Origin of the sequence: Mycobacterium gordonae (assembly GCF_002101675.1) — a bacterium.
Taxonomy (GTDB): Bacteria; Actinomycetota; Actinomycetes; order Mycobacteriales; family Mycobacteriaceae; genus Mycobacterium; species Mycobacterium gordonae.
This window is the reverse complement of sequence record NZ_LQOY01000005.1, coordinates 58,676-78,776: the sequence shown is the minus strand read 5'-3', so window position 1 is coordinate 78,776 and position 20,101 is coordinate 58,676. Positions and strand designations below refer to the sequence as shown.

Sequence of the window (20,101 nt, the reverse complement as noted above, 5' to 3'; positions counted from 1 at the left end):
CTGAACGCCGCCCTGGCCGGGGCCCCGGCCTTCCAAGCCGGGCTCAACGCGCTGATCACCGCCGGGCAGAACCTGGCCGCCGGCCTCAGTGCCGCCTTCCCGGGCCTGGCCGCGCAATTGGCAGCCACCTTCGGCGGCACCCTGCCCGCGCTAAATGCCGCCTTCAACGCCACCCTGTCGGCGGCGCTCTCGGGCAGCCTGCCGGCCTTCCAAGCCAGCCTGGGTGCGTTGTCCGGTGCCTTCAACGCCGCCCTGAACGCGGCCCTGTCCGGCGCCCCCGCGCTGCAGGCCGGCCTCAACGCCCTACTCAACGCCGGCGCCAACCTGGCCGCCACCTTCGCTGGGGCGCTGCCGGCTCTGTCGGCCAGCTTCAGCGCCTCCCTGCCCGCGCTGAACGCCGCGCTTTCGGGCGCCATCACCGCCGCGTTCTCAGGCAGCTTGCCGGCGTTCCAGGCGTCCCTGGGTGCCCTGTCGGGGGCCTTCAACGCCGCACTCAACGCCGCCCTGTCCGGGGCCCCAGCGTTGCAAGCGAGCCTGAATGCCCTGCTCAACGCAGGATCTAACCTGGCTGCCAGCTTCAGCGCCGCGCTACCCAACCTCTCACTCGCCCTGACGGGGTTGCTCTCGAGCAGCGTCAACCTGGCCGGTTTGTCGGCGGTTCTGACAGGCAGCCTGCCGGCGTTCCAGGCCAGCCTGGCCGCGCTCAACGGGGCCTTCCAGGCCGCCGTGACCGCAGCCCTGGCGGGGGCTCCGGCCTTCCAAGCCGGCCTCAACGCGCTGATCACCGCCGGACAGAACCTGGCCGCCAGCTTCACCGGCGCCCTGCCGACGCTGGCCGCGCAACTGTCGGCGGCCTTCGGGGGCACCCTGCCCACCCTGTCGGCCGCGTTCACCGGTGCGATCAACGCCGCCCTCAGCGGGAGCCTGCCGGCATTCCAGGCCGGTCTGAACGCCCTCAACGGCGCCTTCCAGGCCGCCCTCAACGCCGCCTTGAACGGGGTTCCGGCGCTGCAAGCCGGCCTCACCGCCCTGCTCAACGCCGGCGCCAACCTGGCCGCCAGTATCAACGCCGCCCTGCCCAACCTCTCGATCGCCCTGAATGCAGCGCTGTCCGGCAACCTGAACCTGGCAGGCCTGTCCGCGGCGCTCAACAGCGGCATCACGGGCCTACTGAACGCGGGCACGTCGCTCTCGGCCGGCCTAGCGTCGAGCCTGTCCGGGCTGACGCAGACGGGTGCGGTAATCACCAGCAACCTGATGGCGGCACTGACCGGAAGCGGTCAGACCGGTGCCACGATCGCGGGCATTTGGCTGAACGCGCTGAACCAGGCGGCGACCGTCTTCAACAGCGCACTGGGCGCCAGCTTCGGAGCCAGCCTCTCCGGATTCGGCCAGACCGGCGGCGCCCTCGTCGCAGGCTTCGAGAACGCCCTAGCGGGTCTTACCCAAACCGGCGGCACGCTGCTGACGTCGCTCAACAACGCCGGCCTGACCCTCGGCGCCTCGATCAGCAACATCCTGCTGAACCTCCAGCTGGCGCTGCAGGCCGCCTTGAACGCCAGCTTCGGTGTCTCGGTCGGCACTTAGTCACAAGCCCCCGACGGCGCGGCACCGGGCGTTCGGCCTCAGCTGGCGTTCGGTGCCGCGTCCTAGGGCAGCAGACCGCTACACCGCGGCCGTGCGCTGGCAGTAGCGCTGCAGCGCCGATCGCGTCCTAGCGACCACCTCGGAGCCCTCGGGATCGGGGTCACCATGGGCAGCGAAACGAACCGGGCCCAAGCTCTCCTGAAGCTCAGTCAGCTGATCGGGGTGCAGGGGTGAACCTTTCCCGGCCTTGAGCTGTGCCCAGTGCAGGAATGCAACGTCGTCCTGGGCGCCGAGACGGACCAGCAACCGTGTCACGTAGCGCAGGCTGATCCACAGCTCGGTCCAGTCACCCACCCGGTCCCAGTGGTCCAGGACGTCGTCGAACAATTGCGCTGCCTCGACAGGATCACCGTGGGAGGCGCGGGTCGCGGCAGCCTCCATCAACGCGATGCCGTACCACCAGAAGTTCTGGACTTCCCCGGCCAAGCTCGCCGCCTCGTCGAACAAAGCCAGGGCCCGTCCGGGCTCGGACCTCTTGAGCAGGAATGCCAGGCCGAAGTAGGCGGTTGACCGGGCCGTCGGGTTCCCGGTGGCTTCGGCGATCGCCACGCCTTCCTGCGCTGCCGGCAGGTGCCGGTCGAAATCTCCTCCCAACACCCCGTGCAGCACCGCGCCCGTGGACAGTGTCTGTCCCAGCCGAATTGGATGACCGTCCTGCCGGGCCGCGGCGACCTGCGCGTCCCAGTAATTGAGAACCCTGTCGGCCTTGCCCTCGAACAGATCCACATCAGCGAGCACGTCTGCGGGATAGGCGATCCGCGAGGACCCGGGCCCGGGCACCCGCCCGCCGGCCAGCTCAGCCAGGCTGCGCGCCAGCACGTAGTCGCCATGCGCCCAGGCGCCCCGCGCGGCGGTGCCGACGACGGCCGGGAACAACGGGTGCTCCGGAGCGGCGACCGCGGCGACGCGTTCGGCCCACCGAAAGACTTCATAACCAACGCGGATACCGAGCGTCTCCGCGCACGCCGCGACCAGTCGCAGCGCCAGGTCAAGATTCTGATCGGCCATCGCGCGCTCGAAAGCGGTGCGCAGATTGTCATAGTCGGGCAGCACCCGCTCGATCCAGGCCCGTTCCTGAGCCGTCTCGACCCCGGCGCCGGCCCGCTCGGCCAGATCGGTGAAGTACTCCGCGTGCCGCCTCGCCAGCTGCTTCTCGATCCCGAGGTCCTGCAATCGTTCTCGTCCGTAGGCGCGCAAGGTTTCCAGGACGGCGTAGCGGGTGCGGTCTGTCACATTGCGCACCACCACCATCGACTTGTCGACCAAACCGGCCAACACGTCCAGGGTGTGGTCCTCATCCCCGTCCGCACACACACCGTGGGCAGCCTCGAGATCGAACGACCCCGCAAACACCGACAACCGCGCAAAAAACACCTGCTCAGCCTCGGTGAGCAAGCGATACGACCAGTCGATCGTGGCCACCAAACTCTGCTGGCGCGGCAACGCGCCGCGCACCGCACCCCGCAAGAATCCCAAGCGATCCAACCGCCGCACCACATCAGCGGCACTCATCACCCGCATCCGCGCGGCCGCCAATTCCACCCCCAACGGCAGACAATCCACCCGCCGACAAATCTCGGCCACCGCCGGAGACAACTCCGCCGAAAAGCCCGGTGCACTCGCGCGCGCCCGATCCACAAACAACCGCGTCGCATCCTCCACCGACAGCGGCGCCACCGTCACAATCTGCTCACCCACCACCCCCAACGGCTGCCGACTCGTCGCCACTATCGACACCCCCGGGCACTGCCCCACAATCCGCTCCACCAGCCCCGCCGCCGCCTCCACCACATGCTCACAGTTGTCCAGCACCACCAACGCCGTGCGCGAGCGCAAATACTCGATCACCGACTCCTCAACACCAAGCCCATGCTGCTGACGCAACCGCAACACCGCCGCCACCGTGTGCCCTACCGCCTCACCGTGATCCAACGGCCCCAACTCACACACCCACACCCCATCGTCGAATCGCTGCTGATCCCGTCGCGCCACTTCCCACGCCAGCCGCGTCTTGCCGACCCCGCCCACCCCCACCAACGTGACCAACGGCCCGGCCCCCAACGCCGCCACCGCCTGCGCCAGTTCCCGCTCATGACCCACGAAACTCGTCGCCCGCCGCAACAACTGCGAATGCGGCCGATCACAGACCACCGGGCGCACCGGCACGACGTCCACAGTGACCGCCGGCTCGCTGCGATCACGGGCCTCGCCGGCCAGGATCTGCTGATGAACGCGGGCCAACGCCGGGCTGGGCTCCACGCCGAGTTCCTCGACCAGGCGCAGCCGGGTGCGCCGGTAGGTTTCCAGGGCATCGCCCTGGCGCCCACACCGGTACTGCGCCACCATCAACTGCGCAGCCAACCGTTCATCCAACGGGTGCCCCGCTTGCGCCGCGGTCAACTCCACCAACAACTCACCATGACGGCCCGCCTGCAACCCCACGTCATTGCGATCCAGCTCTACGGCAAACCGTTCCGCGCGCACCGCACTTCGCACCTCGTTCACCCACGGCGTGTCCAAGAACATGAACGGCTCACCCGCCCAAACGCGCAACGCCTCCTCGAACAACGCCGCAGCCACCACCGGATCCGCGCTTGCGCGCGCTCGCGCCGCCACATCGCGAAACCGATGCAGGTCAACTGACAGAGCATCGGTGGCCAGCATGTATCCCGAAGGTCCGCGGGTCAGCGCGACCCCGTCGATATCCGCCAACAGGCTGCGCAAGCGAGAGACGTAGCCTGCCAACGAGTTTCGGGCCCGCCGCGGCGGCCGATCTGACCAAACCCGATCCACCAACTGCTCAGGGGACACCGCACGATTGACATCCACCAGCAATGCGACCAGAACACATCGGCGTCGGGCGTGGCCGATATCCAGCGGTCGCCCGTTTACACACACTTCGACGTCGCCGAGCAAGCGGAACTCGACCGTCATTCGGCCCTCTCTACCAGGCAACAGCAAACGCAGCGCGTCGGGTAAAGCAGAGCATACGTCGCGCTCTGGAAATCTCAGCACAGAATCCCAGACGTGTAGGGCCGGAAAGCCGCGCGCTGTTATGAGACGACTGACCTGGCACTCAGTTGCTCGTGAAGGCGCATAACCTCCGAGCGTTCAGCACTACGCCGCAGTATTCGTGTACGCCATTGATTGCGCGATCTGCTGAGGCAAAGTGTTCAGCAGGAACGGAACGATGCCGCCGAACTCGGTGCCGCCGAGCGGGACGGTGATGTCCGGAAGACCGGGAATGGGCAGCAACTGGCTGAGTTCGGCCGTGGCCGTAATGCCGTGTGGGGGAACAAGAATCCCGGTGAATGGCAGGTGGGCTGTGACCGGGATCGTGACCGGAAGGCCGAGCAACGTCAGGGTCACCGGCAGCGGCTGGTCGAGCAGGACTTCGCCGTTGAGAAAACCGTCCAACACGAAGGCCGGCGTATTGCCGATCGCGTTGGCTGCCCCCCACAGGTTGCCGCTCGCCATGGAGGTCGAGAAGGCGGTCGCACCCTCGGCTAGCCCGTTCAAGCCAGCGAAGGGCGGTCCCAGAATGGCAAACCCCAGTTGCAACGGCAGCCCGAAGATGGCCTCTCCGGTGAGGCTGGGAGGCAGACCCAAGGTAAGCGCAAAGTCCGCCGAGACGCCCGCGTTGGTGAGCGTGTTGATTCCGTTGGCGAAGTTCTGCGCCATCATTCCGGGAATCGAGCCCGCCGGGATCAAGCTGGCGGCCCCCTGCACCTGCTGTCCGATGGCGCTGAGGATGGGCAGCAGAGCTCCCGCCGGACCCTCCACCCCGATGGGTCCGGAGATCACGACGGCTGGGGCCAGAGGATTGGTCAGATCAACCGTGATTCCCAAACCGCTGGTGTCGAATCCCGTGATGAAAAGGTCGACCAGAGAGCGCGCCCCGTACTGCACCGCTTGGGAGTACTGGCCCTGCTGTATCGCCAACCCAGCGAGGTTCAAGTCCCTCTGGAACGTGGGAAATGTCTGCTGGATGCCTTCGCCGAATGCCGAGAGCTGCGTGCCGAGTGTGCTGTAGAAGCCGGTCGTGCCGCCGACGAAGGCTTGAACTCCAACCGCCGGGTTGAACTTCGAAGCCTCTTGCAGGGCGAGCTGGACGTTCGCCGGCACGTTGCCGGGGAACCCCTGCAGGTTGAGCGCGAGCGCATTGCCAGCGAGCTGTGCGTAGTGAGCTTGATTGACGGCGATCTGGTTGAGGATCGGGAATGGCCGATAGTTGGCGCCGAGGTCGCTCAGGTTCCTGACCGTGTTGTCGAAGAGCACCTGGTACGGGTTGGGGTAGGCGGCAACACCGGGCGCCGCGAGTTGCGGGAACAGCAGGTTCTGCACCGATGTGCCCAGGTTCCCGAGGATCGGCCCCAACTGCCCGGTGGCCCCGCCCAAATCGGTGAGAACCGAGGTGAGGGTGGTGGGGGACAACAGCGAAGGCAGCGACGGGAGCACGAAGTTGACGCCGCCGAGGCTGAGCCCTCCGGTACCTGTGAGCGGACCAAGGAGGCCACCGCCGGTGGTGGTTTGACCGCCGAGGAGTCCACCGAGCAGGCCACTGAGCGGGTCGGTGGGTGCCGCCGCCGGGAAGCCGACTGCGCCGCTCAGCAGAGTGCGTTCGACGTTGGCGACTTCGGCGCTGAGGTACGCGGCGGCGCCGCCGTCGAGGAGCCGGACGAATTCGGCATGGAAGGCCGCGGCCTGGGCGCTGGCGGCTTGAAATTCTTGTCCATAGGCACCGAACAGCCGGGAGATCGCTGCGGAGATCTCGTCGGCAGCCGCTTCGGCGATGCCGGTCGTCGGGACTGCGGCGGCTTCGGCCGCCGCACCGATCGATGATTGAATTCCTGCCAATTGCCCCGCGGCCGCCGTCACGAAGTCCGGTTCGGCGATGACAAATGACATATTCAACCCCCGTTGCATAGACCAGATGTACGCGCGCTATTACCCGATGGGCCCGGAATCTAAACGTCCGATCACGGTCGCGAATTGAGTTACGCGTCACGCGCCAATGGCGCAATGCACCGTTTGCCCCTGACCCTTCCGGATTCGGGCAGCAACCGTGCGGCTACGCGATCGACGCCGCCAATTGCGGAATCACGTAGCTGATCAGGGCGGGAATGAGGCCGCCTCCGGGCGTCCCGGACAACGGAATGGTGATCGGCGGCAGCGGCGGGCTCACGGTCGTCGCGGTGAAGGACCGCAGCGGGGAGAGGATGCCGCCGATGGGGATGTTCGCGGTGATCGACTGCACCGGAATCGGTGACACCGACGGCGGCAAAGGCAGTGGGATCGTCGCTTCGCCGTTGAGGAACCCGTTGAGCGCATTGGCGGGAGCGCCAACCAACGCGGTCAATGCTGCCTGCAGGTTGCCTGCCTGAACGGCGCTGATGAAGGTAGTCGCGCTGTCGCCCAGTGCCAGAACCGTGGTGATCGGTGAACCGACGGCGTAGATGGCGAAGGCCAGCGGTAATCCGAACTTCATGCTCGCGGTCGTGAGGTTCGCAGAGATGTTGGTGTCGGTAATGGTCTGGAGAACGTTGGTGAAGTTTTGTGCGATGTCGCCCGGGATGCTCACGGGAGGCAGCAGGTCGCCTATTGTCCCGAGTAACTGAATGTTGGACAGATTGCTCGCGTCCAGTCCGGTGTAGAAGACCTTGATCAGCGCATCTCCAACCGCACTCACCGCGAGACTGGGGTCGCCTGCGGCGAGGGCCTGGAAAGCCGTCTGGAGGCTCGGCGGTATGCCGGCCAGTCCGATGGCGAAGTCCCGTGTGGCGTCCGTGAGCGCCGTGAATGTCAGCGAGCCGTAACCGAATTGGTTCGTGAGGAATTGCTGCAGCAAGGGCGCGGGGTTGGCGCCGAGCGCAGCGCCGATGCCCTGCAGGTTAGTGACCGTGTTTTCGAACAAGTGTTGATAAGGCCCAAAGATGGGAAGGTCGCTGGCCGCGCCGGCGAAGGACACCGCGGCCGCACCCGGCGCGCCGGGCACGCCGCCTTTACCGAAGGCCCCGGCGGTTCCTGGTTCACCACCCTGGCCACCAGTGCCGGCGGTGCCGGTAGCGCCGCCGGCACCACCAGCGCCGCCGGGTCCACCGTTGCCGCCATTGCCGATGATGTTGGCGTCGCCGCCGCTACCGCCGTCAGCGCCATTACCACCGTTGCCGGTGCCGCTGCCCGCGCCACCGGCGCCACCGGCTCCGCCGGTTCCGCCGTCGCCGAACAACACGCCGCCATCTCCACCCCGTCCAGCGGCGCCCCCGACACCGCCGTTGCCGTTGCCAAGACTGTGGGCCCCGCCGGCGCCGCCGGCTCCGCCATGACCGCCGTTGCCAATGACAAAGCCTTGGCCCGCCGCACCCCCGCTACCGCCGGGACCACCCGCGGTGTTGTTTGCGGCCGTAGCTCCCCCGGTGCCGCCGGCTCCGCCGTCACCGCCACCGCCGTACAGCAGCCCGGCGCCGCCACCGTGGCCGCCTGCCCCGCCGTTGCCGCCCCTGGCCGAACCCAAGCCCGTTGTGGTGTTCGCGCCACCGTCGCCCCCCGTCCCGCCGGCTCCGCCGGTACCGAACAAACTTGCGTTGCCGCCGGTGCCGCCGGTACCACCGGTACCTCCATTCCCAAGAAAATTGGCCGACGTGACCCCACCAGCGCCACCTGCACCGCCCGCGCCACCACCGCCGAAGAACAGCCCGGCATTGCCGCCGGCGCCGCCATTGCCGCCCGTCCCGCCGACTCCCAGAAGCACTGAGCCGGCCGCTCCGGCACCGCCGGCGCCCCCGAATCCGATCAGCCCGACATTGCCGCCGGCGCCACCCGCACCGCCGTTGGTGCCCAGGGCCGAGCCACCGGCACCGCCATTCCCGATGAAAGTGTTGCCTCCGACGCCGCCGGCACCGCCGGTGCTCGAACCGCCGGCGCCGCCGTCCCCGAAGAATGCGTTCCCGCCGGCGCCACCGGCGGTTAATGCCGCCGCGCTGGACCCGCCGGCACCTCCGTTACCGAAGAGCCCCCCGTCTGCGCCGGCCCGCCCGGACCCCGCGCCGGCGTCGCCGCCGTTACCGTAAAAAACTCCGGCGCGGCCTGCGACGCCGCCGGTTGGCCCGCTGCCGCCGTTTCCGCCGTCGCCGAAGAGCACGGCGTTGCCCCCGGCGCCGCCGGCCCCGGTCCCGTTGCCGGCACCTCCGGCACCACCATTGCCGTAGAGCAGCCCGCCGGCGCCCCCGGCGCCACCAGCTGCGTTGGTGCCACCGGCCCCGCCAGACCCGCCGTTGCCGATCAGCCCGGCAGCTCCGCCGGCCCCGCCCGCTCCGCCAGTCGGCCCACCGGCCCCGCCATTGCCGCCGTTGCCGTACAAGATCCCGCCCGGCGCACCGTTGGTCCCCGGGTTCGACCCGGTGCCGGCCTGGCCGTCGGCGCCGTTGCCGATCAGCGGGCGCCCGAGCAGCGACTGCGTCGGCGCGTTCACCACATCGAGCACCGTCTGCAACGGCGATGCGGCCGCCGCCTCGGCAGCGGCATAGGCTGCCGCGCCGCCGTTCAGCAAACTCACAAACTCGGCGTGAAACGCCACGGCTTGCCGGTTCACGGCCTGGAACTGCGCGCCGTAGCTGCCGAACAATTGCGAGATCGCCGCCGAGATCTCGTCACCGGCAGCGACCGCCAACCCCGTCGTGGGACCCGCCGCGGCCGAAGCGGCCGCTCCAAGCGCGTCGCGTATACCTGCCAAATTGCCAGCCGCTGCCGTGACCAAGTCCGGCGTGGTAACCACGTACGACATCGCGGGCTCCCTCGCTCCGTTGCGGAGTTCACCTGACGTTCATCAGGGCAAGAGGCAGCCTAAGTCCGAGGTGGATGCTGGCGGGCCAAAACCGAAGTTTTCACAAAGAAGGTGTGCCAGCTACCGATGCGGAGCGCGCGCTCTCGCCGGGTCGACACAGCGGCGGCAGCGCCGGGATCACCGGTGCTCGGTGCGCCGAGCGCTGAGACAAGCCCGCGCGGCAGGAAGCTCGGCAGCCCGAAACGATGCCGCCCAGGGCGTGCCGGTGGAAAAAGGGGGTCGTGACGGAAAGCGTCGATTCCGGGCGCCTGGGTGCCCGTGGCGTCGGCGCTCGCGTAGCACCGGCGCCGGCAGCCAGCACCGACGTCGTCGGACCTGCGGCTGCGGTCTGCGGGGGCAGCCTGTTATCCGCGGCGCAGCGAACGCACCTCGGCCAGGAACTCACGGCGCAGATCGGCGTCCACGAACTCACCGCGCCAGACCGTCGTGGTCGTGCGCGAATGTTCCTCGACCCCACGAACGTGGGTGCACAGATGCGCGGCTTCCAAGTGCACCGCGACGCCGCGAGGGTCGATCAGCGCGATGAGCCCGTCGGCGATCTGCTCGCCGAGTCGCTCCTGAACGGTGAACCGGCGCGCGAAGAGCCGGACCAGGCGCGTCAACTTCGAGATACCGATGATCTGGTCGCCCGCGATGTAAGCGATGAACGCGGTGCCGAAGAAGGGCAAAGCGTGGTGTTCGCAGAGGCAGTTGAAGTCGATCGGCCCCTCGATCACCTGCGAAGGCGCGGCTTCGATGCCCTGGCCATGCTCGGTGGGGAAACTCGTCGCAAGCTTGGGATCGCCGTCATAGCCGGCCGTGATGTCGTAAAGCGCCTTCAGAAACCGCTGCGGAGTGTCCCTGGTGCCCGGCGTCTGCAAATCCATCCCGAATGCGGTGAAGATCTCGGCGATTGAGGACCGAAACCGCTCCCACTGCAACTCGGAGATCTCACGCGGCGCGGCGTCGAACCAACGGCTAGCCAGGTTCGGGGCCGTCCCCCCAGCGGCCATCTCGATGACGTTGTCCGGTTGACTGGCCACATTCGTCATGCAGGCTCCTCGCCGACGGTGCCGGGAAGCTGGGGATTTGTCAGCAAACTGACCAGATAAATCTACGCAGCTGTTGAGCTGAGGCACAACCCCGAGAGCTATCCGCGTTCACCTGCACCGATTCCGATGACAACCCTCCGGAATGGGCCGGTCAGCCACCGGCAACCGAGGCTCAGCTACGCAGTTCGGCGCCCACCCGCTCGGCGGCGCACCGTACTGCGGCGTCGCGGGCCGCGGTGGCATCGTCCTCGGTGAGCGTGCGGTCGGGCGCCCGGAAACGCAGGGCAAAGGTCAGTGACTTCCGATTCGCACCAATCTGCGGGCCGGCAAACACGTCGAACAACTGCAGGTGCTCGAGTAGATCGCCCGCTCCTTCGCGAACGGCGTCCTCGACCGCCTGCGCGGGAACATCGTCCCCGACCACCAAGCTGACGTCCTGGAATACGGCCGGAAAGGGCGACACTCGCGGCGCCGGCGGCACCCCGCCGATCGGTATCGCGTCCAGGTTCAGTTCGACCGCGCAGGTCCCCTTCGGCAGCCCGGCGCGCTCGATGACGGCCGGATGCAGCTGTCCGGCATGCCCGACGACGGTGCCGCCGGCGACAACTTCGGCGCACCGGCCCGGGTGCCAGGGCAAGTACTGGGCAGCTTGGAGCGTGACGTCAACACCACTGGCTCGCGCGATTATCCGCACCGCCTCGAACGCATCGGCGGCCTCCACCGCCCGCCCGGAACCCCAGGGTCCGCGCGGCTCCCGCAGGCCGGCCAGCACCGCGGCGACATGCTGCGGTTGTCGAGGCAGCGATGCGTCCAGAGTGGCGATTTCGTCGTCGGTCGGGCGCCGGTGCACCGGAATCAGGTCGACGGCGCGGGTCTGCTCGGTGGGCTGCACCACCTGCGCGAGGGCGAACAGCGCGACATCACCCAGGCCACGGGAAACGTTGCGGTGCAAGGCTTCCAGCAGGGCCGGCAACAACGTGGTGGCCAGATGCGGGCGATCCGCCTCCAGCGGGTTGACCACGTAGGTGGTGCTGCGGCGAGGGTCGTCTGCCGCCAGTCCCCACAGGTCGAATACACCGGCCGGCAAAAACGGTGTCGGCAGGATCTCGACGTAGCCGGACAGCGCCAGCGATTTGCCGATCGCTCGGCGGCGTCGCTGGGTGGCGGTGAGCCCACGACCCGCGGGCGCCGACGGCAGCACCGACGGGATCGCCTCGAGTCCCTCCAGCCGCAGCACCTCTTCGACCAGGTCGGCGGGTTGCCGCAGATCGGGACGCCAGCTCGGCGGCGTGACGGTCAACGTGGCGCCGCTCTGCAGCACCGAGGCGCCAACCTGTGCCAGTCGCCGTGCGGCGGTGCCCGGTGCGTAGGCCACCCCGGCGATGCGATCCGGCAGGTCGGCCGAGATCTCGATCGGCGGCGGCGACCAGTCTGCACGCGGCGGCTCGCCCCGCCAGTCGGTCAGGGCCGGCTCGGCGACCCCCCCGGCGATATCGACGAGCAGCCGTGCGCACCGGTCCAACACGGCCACCGAGATCGCCGGGTCGACGGCGCGCTCGTACCGGCGCGCCGCTTCGCTGGGCAGATGCAGTCGTCGTTGGGTACGCGAGATCGCCGCGGGATCCCAGACCGCGGCCTCGAGCAGGACGTCGGTGGAGTCAGCGCGCACTTCCGTGCTGGCCGCGCCCATGACGCCGCCGATCGCAGCGGTCGCCACATCGTCGACGATCAGGACATCGATCGGTTCCAGCTTGCGTTCGATGTCGTCGAGAGTGACCACCGTCTCCCCCGGGCGTGCGAAGCGCACCTGGAAGCCGCCGGAGACCCGGGTGCGATCGTGGGCGTGCATCGGGTGGCCGAGTTCGAGCATCACGTAGTTGGTGACATCGACCGCAGGTGAGGTGGCGCGGATGCCGCACAACAGCAGCCGCCGCTGCAGCCACCACGGGGAGGCAGCCGCCGGATCGATTCCGCTGACCGGACGCAGCGCGAATCGGCGCACGCCGGTATCGGGGTCCACCGTCAGCGGCCAGGCCTCTTGCTCGGCCGGCAATGGCTGCACAGCAGCGGGATCGACGAAGTCCAAGTCGTAGGCGCAGGCGATCTCGCGGGCCAATCCCCGCACCGATAGGCCGTAGCCGCGGTCGGGGGTGATGGCCAGGTGGAAGACCACATCGTCCAGGCCCAACACCGCGGCGCCGTCGGCGCCGGGCTCCGCGGTGCCCGGCGGCAACACCAAAATCCCGGAATGATCTGCCCCCAGCCCGAGCTCGGCGGCCGAGCAGATCATGCCGTTGGAGGTGCGGCCGTAGGTCTTGCGCGAGGCGATGGTGAAATTCCCCGGCAAGGTGGCCCCGGGCAATGCCACCACCACCAGGTCTCCCACCGCGAAATTCGTTGCACCACAGACAATTTCCTGCGATTCAGGGTTGCCGACGTCGACTAGGCAGGCGCGGATGGGTTTCTTGAAACCGCTGAGTTCCTCGATCTGGGCCACCCGGCCCACGGCCAGGGGGCCCTCGACGGGACCGAGCCTGGCGACGTCTTCCACCTCGTGACCGATGCGCACCAGGGCCTGCTCGAGGTCACCGGGACCGACATCCCATCCCGGGGCACCGGCTGAGACGACCTCGCGCAGCCAGCTGTACGGAACGCGCATCAGGCCCCCACCCCGAACGGGAGCGAGAACCGGATGTCGCCTTCCACCATGTCGCGCATGTCGGGTATGCCGTTGCGGAACTGCAGCGTGCGCTCCAATCCCATCCCGAAGGCGAAGCCGGAGTACTCCTGCGGGTCGATGCCGGCGGCTCGCAACACATTCGGGTGCACCATGCCGCAGCCGCCCCACTCCACCCAGTCGGCGCCGCCCTTCTTGCCCTCGAACCAAACGTCGACCTCGGCGGACGGCTCGGTGAACGGGAAGAAGTGCGGGCGCATCCGGGTGCGCGCCAGCGGCCCGAATTCGGCACGGGCGAACGCGTCGAGGGTGCCGCGCAGATGCGCCATCGTCAGCCCTCGATCCACCGCCAGCCCCTCCACCTGGTGGAAGACGGGCGTGTGGGTGGCGTCGAGTTCGTCGGTCCGGAAGGTCCGGCCGATCGAGATGACGTAGACCGGCAGTTCTCGCTCGAGCAACGTGCGGACCTGCACCGGTGAGGTGTGGGTGCGCAGCAGCTGGCGCGAGTCTTCCGGGGCGATGTAGAAGGTGTCCTGCTCGCTGCGCGCGGGATGATCCGGCGGGAAGTTGAGCGCGTCGAAGTTGAACTGCTCGGTTTCGACCTCGGGCCCCTCGGCCAGTTCCCAACCCATCGCGACGAACGTGTCGGCGATGTGCTCGGCCAGCATCGTGATCGGGTGGCGCGCACCGGTCGGTTGCCGGGTCGAGGGCAGCGTCACGTCGATGCGCTCGGCCACCAGCACGGCCGTGTCGCGCTCGGCGCGCAGCGCCGGGAGCCGCTCGTCGTAGCTGCGCTGAGCTTCGCTGCGGGCGACGTTGACGCGCTTGCCCGCATCCGCCCGCTGGTCCTTGGGCAGGCTGCCCAGTGCCTGGCGCGCCAGGGCCAGCGGCGAGCGGTCGCCGAGGTACTCGGTCTTGGTGTGCGCCAGCGCGTCCAGGCTGTCAGCGGCCGCGATGGCGCGCTGGGCAGCTTCGACCGCTTCGGCCAGAGCTTCCGGCGACAGGTCGACGGGTTGATCACCCACGCGGCGGCACTCTCCTTGCTGAGGCTGGTCGGGCTGCCCGGCCTCTACCCCGCGCGATGAGCTCGAGCGCGGCCCGCGTGGTCAGCGGGAGGGTTCACGGCACGGGTATGACGCAACTGCCGATCATAAGTCATCGGCCGTTGTGTCACGGATCACGACGTCGAGATCAGGAGTCGAACTCCTCGAAGGTCTGGGAGAACTCCCACGGGTTCTGCGCGACTCCGCTACTGGTGTTCGACAGGACACCCAGAGTTCCCGGGAAGTCGCGGTTTGCCGACCACATATGCAGCCCGCCGAGGTTGTTCTGTTCGGCGAAGGTGGTGAGCTTCTGAGCGTCGGCCAGGGTGAAGATCTCCGCCGGATCGTCGTTGACGCCGATCATCGGTGTCACGTCGATCATCGACCAGATCTGCGCGCTGGTCTTGGACGGATAAAGCGGCACCAATTGGTCGTGGACGGCGGTGGCCGCCTGGATCGCGTAGTCGCCCATCTTTCCGCTGTAGGGCAGGGACGGGTCGAAGTAATCCATCGCCATGATGTTCACGTGGCTGATTTGCACCCGGTTGTCGACGGCGATCTGCACGGCCCGAAGGCCGTCGGCCGTCAGCCCCGTCGGCATCACCGGAAGCGTGAACGACACCTCAACCGGCTTGCCGGCCGCGATGCCGGTGGTCTGTAACGACGCGATCGCCTGGGAGCGCAACGTGAGCGAGGCCGTGTCGCCGAGCGCTGCGCCTTCGATGTCGAAGTCCAGCTTCTGAATTCCGTAGGCGTTCATCACCGATGAGTACTTTGCCGCCAGCTGGGCTGCCGTCCCGCCGGTCAGCGCGAGTTCCTGGTTCGCCGCACCACCGAAGGAGATGGTGGCGTTGATACCGGCAGCGCGCATGGCGTCCATCTGGCCGTTGATCTGGTAGAGCAGGCTGCCGCTCGGCACCGAGCCGCCGTTGCCGATCGTGTATTCGGTGAAGCCGCCCCAGGCCGGCTGGCCGGCAGCGTTGGCGGTGATGAAGCCCAGCGTGACGTCTTCGATGCTCCCGACCCTGGCCGCGCCCGCGAAGTCGAACTGGGGCCACAACGTCATGTCGACGTAGGGCGAAAACACTGCGGTGCCGAAAGGGGGCGGCGGTGGCGGCGTGACACCGCCGGCGAGCCCGGCGATTCCGGGCTGGCCGAACAGCAGTCCGGCCCGCCCGCCGGCGCCACCGGGCGCTCCCGTGCCGCCGTTCCCACCGGCACCGCCGTTGCCCAACAACCCAGCGTCGCCACCGGCGCCGCCGGCCTGTCCGCTGGCACCCGCCGCGCCTCGACCGCCGTTGCCGAACAGCAGTCCGCCGTCGCCGCCGCGGCCACCGGCCACCGACGCGTCGGCCCCGTCCCCGATCAAGGGTCGGCCCAACAACAGCTGGGTCGGTGCGTTCACCACTCTGAGCAGCTGTTCTTCCAGAGTCTGCAGAATCGAGGCGTTGGCCGCCTCGGCACGGGCGAAGGAACCCGCGCCCGCAGCCATCGCCTGCACAAACCGCGCGTGATACGCCTCCACCTGCGCACTGAGCGCGCGGTACTCCTGACCGTAGGCTCCGAACATTTGCGCAATCGCGGCCGACACCTCGTCAGCGGCCGCGGGCGCAACTCCCGCCGTTTGGCCCGCGGTTACGTTGGCGGCGACGACGGCCGAACCGATCTCTTCCAGATCCGTGGCAGCAGTCAGCAGCATCTCCGGATCGGCGATCACAAACGACATGGCAACCTCCGGTCGATTCCGCGTGCCCGGGATACGTTGCCACTTGGGTGCCGATTATTCAATCACCAGGTGCCCGCAATTGAGCAGCGAACCACGCTCGCGGCATCATGGGTGGGTTTAAGCTGCTGGTTTGCCTTTCATGGCGCAACTTTGGCGCCGTTTTGACGGTGCGCTCAAACCCGAGTTCCGAACGGGATTCTAGTTTGCTAGCCAGTCACGTTCTGGAATTCTTCGGCTGACCGACCGACGACCGCCTCGTCCGACGCCGCGGCTTCGGATTCACCGGTGCCCAACCACGCCGTCAGAACATAGGCAACCAGCGCCCCCGACAGGCCGAAGACGATGCCGCCGGCCATGCCCCACATGCTGTGCGCCAGCATCAGGAAGCCGAAGCCCGCGGACCCCAGCAGCATCAGGCACCGCGCGAGTGTCCAGTGGATCGGCGCGCGGAATCGCAGCGAGACCAGAACCCCGAGAGTGACCGCGACAGCGTGGCCGGCGTTGGTGAATTCGCCTCCGATGATCGCGGCGGTCACGCTCACCGATATCCACCAGCCGATCCATGCCGACCGCCACGGACGCGGGATCGTGACAGTCAGTGCGCCGAGGGCGGCCAACGCGCCGTAGCTCATGCCGACATCACTGGCATGCGTGATCGACCACGGCATCCAGCCCATCTTCACCGCCATCGCCAAGGCGGCCGCCACGACGAGCGTGGCCCCGATGTGACCGACCAGAAACGCCACGAGCAGCCGGATGGTACGCAGATGCAGTTCTGCCAGGACCAGCAGGCAGGTCAGAAACGGCAGCCAGAACCACAACGGTCCCGCTTCGACAACAAACGCGCTGCCGATCAGGGTGCCGAGTCGTCCGTGCGAGAGATTGTGCAGGTTGGTGCTGGCGTGGCGAATCACGCGGTCCTGTGCCTGCGGGCTCAGCATCAGCATCGTGATGCTGACCGTGAACAGAGCCGCCACATAGCCCACGGTGAACCGGACCCGCGAAAGCCGGGTGAGGAAGGTAGAAAACATCACTGTCCACTATGCATGGACGTTTGTCTCGTCTGTGTTATCGCTGGTTGACAACTCCTTGTGAGTCTTCAGCCGATAGATAGCCAGATCGGGCGGGATGCCGGTCAGTTTGCTGGCGAACATGGGCCGACGCGCCCGCTTGGCTGTGACGCCCATGGCGTCCAGGTCGCTTTGCGGGATCAGGTCCAGCGTCGGACTCGAGATCATCACGCCGCCTTTGGTGGCGCGTTCCATGACCCGCGCGGCGATGTTGACGTCCACGCCCAGCCAGTCCGCGCCCAGTCGCTGCGGCCGGCCGGTGTGGATGCCGACCCGCATTCGGGGCCGATAACCCTGCACCTCAACGGATTTGATCGCGTCTTGAGCGGCCAGCACGGCCTTGACCGCGACCCCGGGGCGACGAAAGACCGCCATGATGCCGTCGCCCATCCGCTTGACGATGTGCCCCCCGGCGTCCAACAGCGGGGACTCGACGGCCCGCGCCACCTGACGCAGCAAGGTGAGGGCGGCGTCGTCCCCGGCCTGCAGCGACCACGTCGAGAAACCCACCAGGTCGGTGAACACCAGCGTCACCTCCGGATTCGCCGGCTTGCGCGAGATGGCTTCGGTCATCGCCTGCCATACCTGTAGCACACCCAGGCTGAGCTCGCGGGATGCCGCGTCGCGATCGCCCAAGAGCCGGTCAGCGGCCCGCGCGGCGGCCCGTGGACCGCCTTCCCCGGCCGTCGACAACGGATCGCCGAACTCGGGATCCCCCGGCAGCAAGCGTCGCGCCCGTTTCACGAACGCCACCACACCGGGACTGTGGTTGGTGCTACTGAACCATTTCCCCGGGGAACGACGAGGAGTGACACCGTCTTCCGTTACCGCTGTCGCGGTCTCATCGGGCACGCCGGACTCCGCTTCGCCAGACCCGACCTCCACTCGGCAAGGGTAGGTGCTCCGGACTGAACCAGGCAACGAGGCCCCCGCCACGCTTGTCCCAGTTCACAGCAAAACGCGCTGATCACGCGAGTGCGACAGTGTCGTGGAGAGTCCGTAACAGCGGTGCGACGCAAATATCGATGTGCTAGACAACGCCCGTTGTCACCATTTATCGTGAGCCCAAATAAGGCGTTCTGGAGGCCGTGATGACTGTTACCTCGACGACAGCGGCTGATCCCCTCGGGCCCGACTCGCTGACTTGGAAATACTTCGGGGACCTGCGCACCGGCATGATGGGCATCTGGATCGGCGCGATCCAGAACATGTATCCCGAGCTGGGGGCCGGCGTCGAGGAACACTCGATCCTGCTGCGCGAACCTCTGCAGCGGGTAGCCCGTTCGGTGTACCCGATCATGGGCGTGGTTTACGACGGCGACCGCGCGGCCCAGACCGGTCAGCAGATCAAGGGGTACCACCGCACCATCAAAGGAATCGACGGTTCAGGGCGGCGCTATCACGCGCTGAATCCCCAGACGTTCTATTGGGCGCATGCAACATTCTTCATGCTCGTGGTCAAAGTGGCGGAGTACTTCTGCGGCGGCCTGACCGAGGCCGAGAAACGACAGCTGTTCGACGAGCACGTGCAGTGGTACCGGATGTACGGGATGAGCATGCGGCCGGTGCCCGCGTCGTGGGAGGAATTTCAGGAGTACTGGGAGCGGGTGGGGCGCGAAGAACTCGAGATCAACCAGGCGGTGCTGGACATCTTCCAGATCCGGATCCCCAAGCCGAAATTCGTGCTGATCCCCACGCCGATCTGGGACCAGATGTTCAAGCCGATGGTCGCCGGTCAGCGCTGGATTGCCGCCGGCCTCTTCGAGCCTGCCGTCCGGGAAAAGGCGGGCATGCGCTGGACTCCCGGCGATGAGATTCTGCTGCGGTTGTTCGGCAAGTTGGTCGAGCTGGCGTTCCTGGCGGTGCCCGACGAGATCCGGCTGCATCCGCGCGCTCTGGCCGCCTACCGCCGGGCGGAGGGTCGGGTCCGCAGCGATGCGCCACTCGTGGAGGCGCCGGCGTTCATGGCGCCGCCGCGCGACCGTCGTGGGCTACCGATGCACTACTTTCCGCCGCGGCCCCGCTCGCCGCTGGAGCCGGCCCGGCTGATCATGGAGCGTGCCGGAGCGCTGGTACACAGCACGCTGTCCATCGCCGGGTTGCGCCCGGCGCGCGGGCGCACCCGAGCGGCCTGAGACGGCTAGAGGAGGCCGAGTGGCCGCAGGAACAGCGGAACGACGCCGAACTGATTGCCCTGGAACCAGAACTGCATGCCCAGCGCGGTGATCGACCCTCCGGTGATGGTGGGTATGGTCCCGTTCACCGTGACCGCCGTGGGACCCAGCGGCGTCAGGCCGCCTAGGGACCCCGTGAACCCGCCGGTCGACGAAATCAGCATGCTGCCGTTCGCCGACATGAACGTCACTGGACCGAATGCGGTGTTCAGCGTTCCGGTTGCGCTGGCGACCAGGCCCAGAGGTTCACCCGCGCTGGTCGGAAAGTACGGGATTCCACTGAGCGTCAACGAACCCACCGGCCCGAACGGCCCGTTCAGAACCGCCGACTGATACAGACCCGACAAGCCGAAGCTCGAGGTCAGCTGCAGCGGGCCGAAGCTGGAGCTCTGGGCGACAGTGGTGAGGCTGTTCAAAGTGTCCAACGGGCTGGCCGCGGCCGTGCCGACGGCGCCTGCGCTGGCCAATGTTTGCTGTACGTTTGCGATTTCGGCGCTCAGGTACTGCGCTGCGCCGCCATTCAGCAAGCGGACGAAGCTATCGTGGTAAGCCGCAGACTGTGCGCTCAAGGCCTGAAATTGTCGGCCGTGCTCGCCGAGAACCGTCGATATGGCCAGCGAAATCTCATCGACGGCCGGGGCCGCAATTGCGGTCGTCTGGGCCGCCGCCGCAGCATTCGCGGTGCGTAAGCCGGTCCCCATAGTTTCCAGGCGGCCACTGACCGATTGCAGGATTTCTGGTACGACACTCAAGTACGACATAACTGCCCCCTGCCCCGAGAGTCTTGCGACACCACGCCGGCTATTCGACGTGAGACGAATATTAACAGTCAGCCGGCAGAATTCGGCGTAAGAGATTCACATTTCTCGCAGCGATCCGAGGTTATGCAA

At 67.6% G+C, this 20,101-nt stretch carries 12 protein-coding genes; 2 read left to right on the top strand and 10 right to left on the bottom strand.

Going from position 1 to position 20,101, the window contains the following annotated elements; translation table 11 throughout:
* On the top strand, nucleotides 1-1,587 hold a 1,587-nt coding region (locus AWC08_RS36185), incomplete at its 5' end, for a beta strand repeat-containing protein (protein WP_085087278.1).
* A 78-nt stretch (nucleotides 1,588-1,665) separates the two neighbouring features.
* Here the strand turns inward: AWC08_RS36185 and AWC08_RS00565 are convergent.
* From AWC08_RS00565 to AWC08_RS00525, 9 genes are all read right to left on the bottom strand, one after another.
* Complete coding sequence (locus AWC08_RS00565; RefSeq protein ID WP_069435060.1) at nucleotides 1,666-4,581, bottom strand: AfsR/SARP family transcriptional regulator; 2,916 nt, start codon at nucleotides 4,579-4,581, stop codon at nucleotides 1,666-1,668.
* A 183-nt stretch (nucleotides 4,582-4,764) separates the two neighbouring features.
* Nucleotides 4,765-6,555, bottom strand: a complete 1,791-nt coding sequence (locus AWC08_RS00560) for a PE family protein (RefSeq protein ID WP_065137045.1) — start codon at nucleotides 6,553-6,555, stop codon at nucleotides 4,765-4,767.
* A 163-nt stretch (nucleotides 6,556-6,718) separates the two neighbouring features.
* Nucleotides 6,719-9,430: a PE family protein gene (locus AWC08_RS00555; protein WP_065137044.1), complete on the bottom strand. Its 2,712-nt coding sequence runs from the start codon at nucleotides 9,428-9,430 to the stop codon at nucleotides 6,719-6,721.
* 404 nt (nucleotides 9,431-9,834) lie between these two features.
* Complete coding sequence (gene folE, locus AWC08_RS00550; RefSeq protein ID WP_082986743.1) at nucleotides 9,835-10,521, bottom strand: GTP cyclohydrolase I; 687 nt, start codon at nucleotides 10,519-10,521, stop codon at nucleotides 9,835-9,837.
* A 172-nt stretch (nucleotides 10,522-10,693) separates the two neighbouring features.
* The gene (gene pheT, locus AWC08_RS00545; RefSeq protein ID WP_085087275.1) at nucleotides 10,694-13,180 is read right to left on the bottom strand and encodes a phenylalanine--tRNA ligase subunit beta; all 2,487 of its coding nucleotides are present in this window, start codon (nucleotides 13,178-13,180) and stop codon (nucleotides 10,694-10,696) included.
* A complete protein-coding gene (gene pheS / locus AWC08_RS00540) occupies nucleotides 13,180-14,223 on the bottom strand; it encodes a phenylalanine--tRNA ligase subunit alpha (protein ID WP_085087272.1) in 1,044 nt (347 codons plus the stop codon). The genes pheT and pheS overlap by 1 nt, the downstream gene beginning before the upstream one ends.
* A gap of 166 nt (nucleotides 14,224-14,389) precedes the next feature.
* Nucleotides 14,390-15,967, bottom strand: a complete 1,578-nt coding sequence (locus tag AWC08_RS00535) for a PE domain-containing protein (RefSeq protein WP_069434166.1) — start codon at nucleotides 15,965-15,967, stop codon at nucleotides 14,390-14,392.
* A gap of 206 nt (nucleotides 15,968-16,173) precedes the next feature.
* Nucleotides 16,174-16,998, bottom strand: a complete 825-nt coding sequence (locus AWC08_RS00530) for a rhomboid-like protein (RefSeq protein WP_065137040.1) — start codon at nucleotides 16,996-16,998, stop codon at nucleotides 16,174-16,176.
* 9 nt (nucleotides 16,999-17,007) lie between these two features.
* Nucleotides 17,008-17,922, bottom strand: coding sequence for an adenylate/guanylate cyclase domain-containing protein (locus AWC08_RS00525; RefSeq protein ID WP_197522009.1), 915 nt, complete (start codon nucleotides 17,920-17,922; stop codon nucleotides 17,008-17,010).
* A 206-nt stretch (nucleotides 17,923-18,128) separates the two neighbouring features.
* Between AWC08_RS00525 and AWC08_RS00520 the strand changes: the two genes are divergently transcribed.
* Nucleotides 18,129-19,172 carry an oxygenase MpaB family protein gene (locus tag AWC08_RS00520; RefSeq protein ID WP_069434165.1) on the top strand — a complete coding sequence of 348 codons (1,044 nt, stop codon included), beginning with the start codon at nucleotides 18,129-18,131 and terminating at the stop codon, nucleotides 19,170-19,172.
* Nucleotides 19,173-19,177: 5 nt separating this feature from the next.
* Here the strand turns inward: AWC08_RS00520 and AWC08_RS00515 are convergent, their stop codons facing one another.
* On the bottom strand, nucleotides 19,178-19,972 hold the full coding sequence (locus tag AWC08_RS00515) for a PE family protein (protein WP_082986742.1): 795 nt from the start codon (nucleotides 19,970-19,972) through the stop codon (nucleotides 19,178-19,180).
* Nucleotides 19,973-20,101 lie beyond the last annotated feature (129 nt).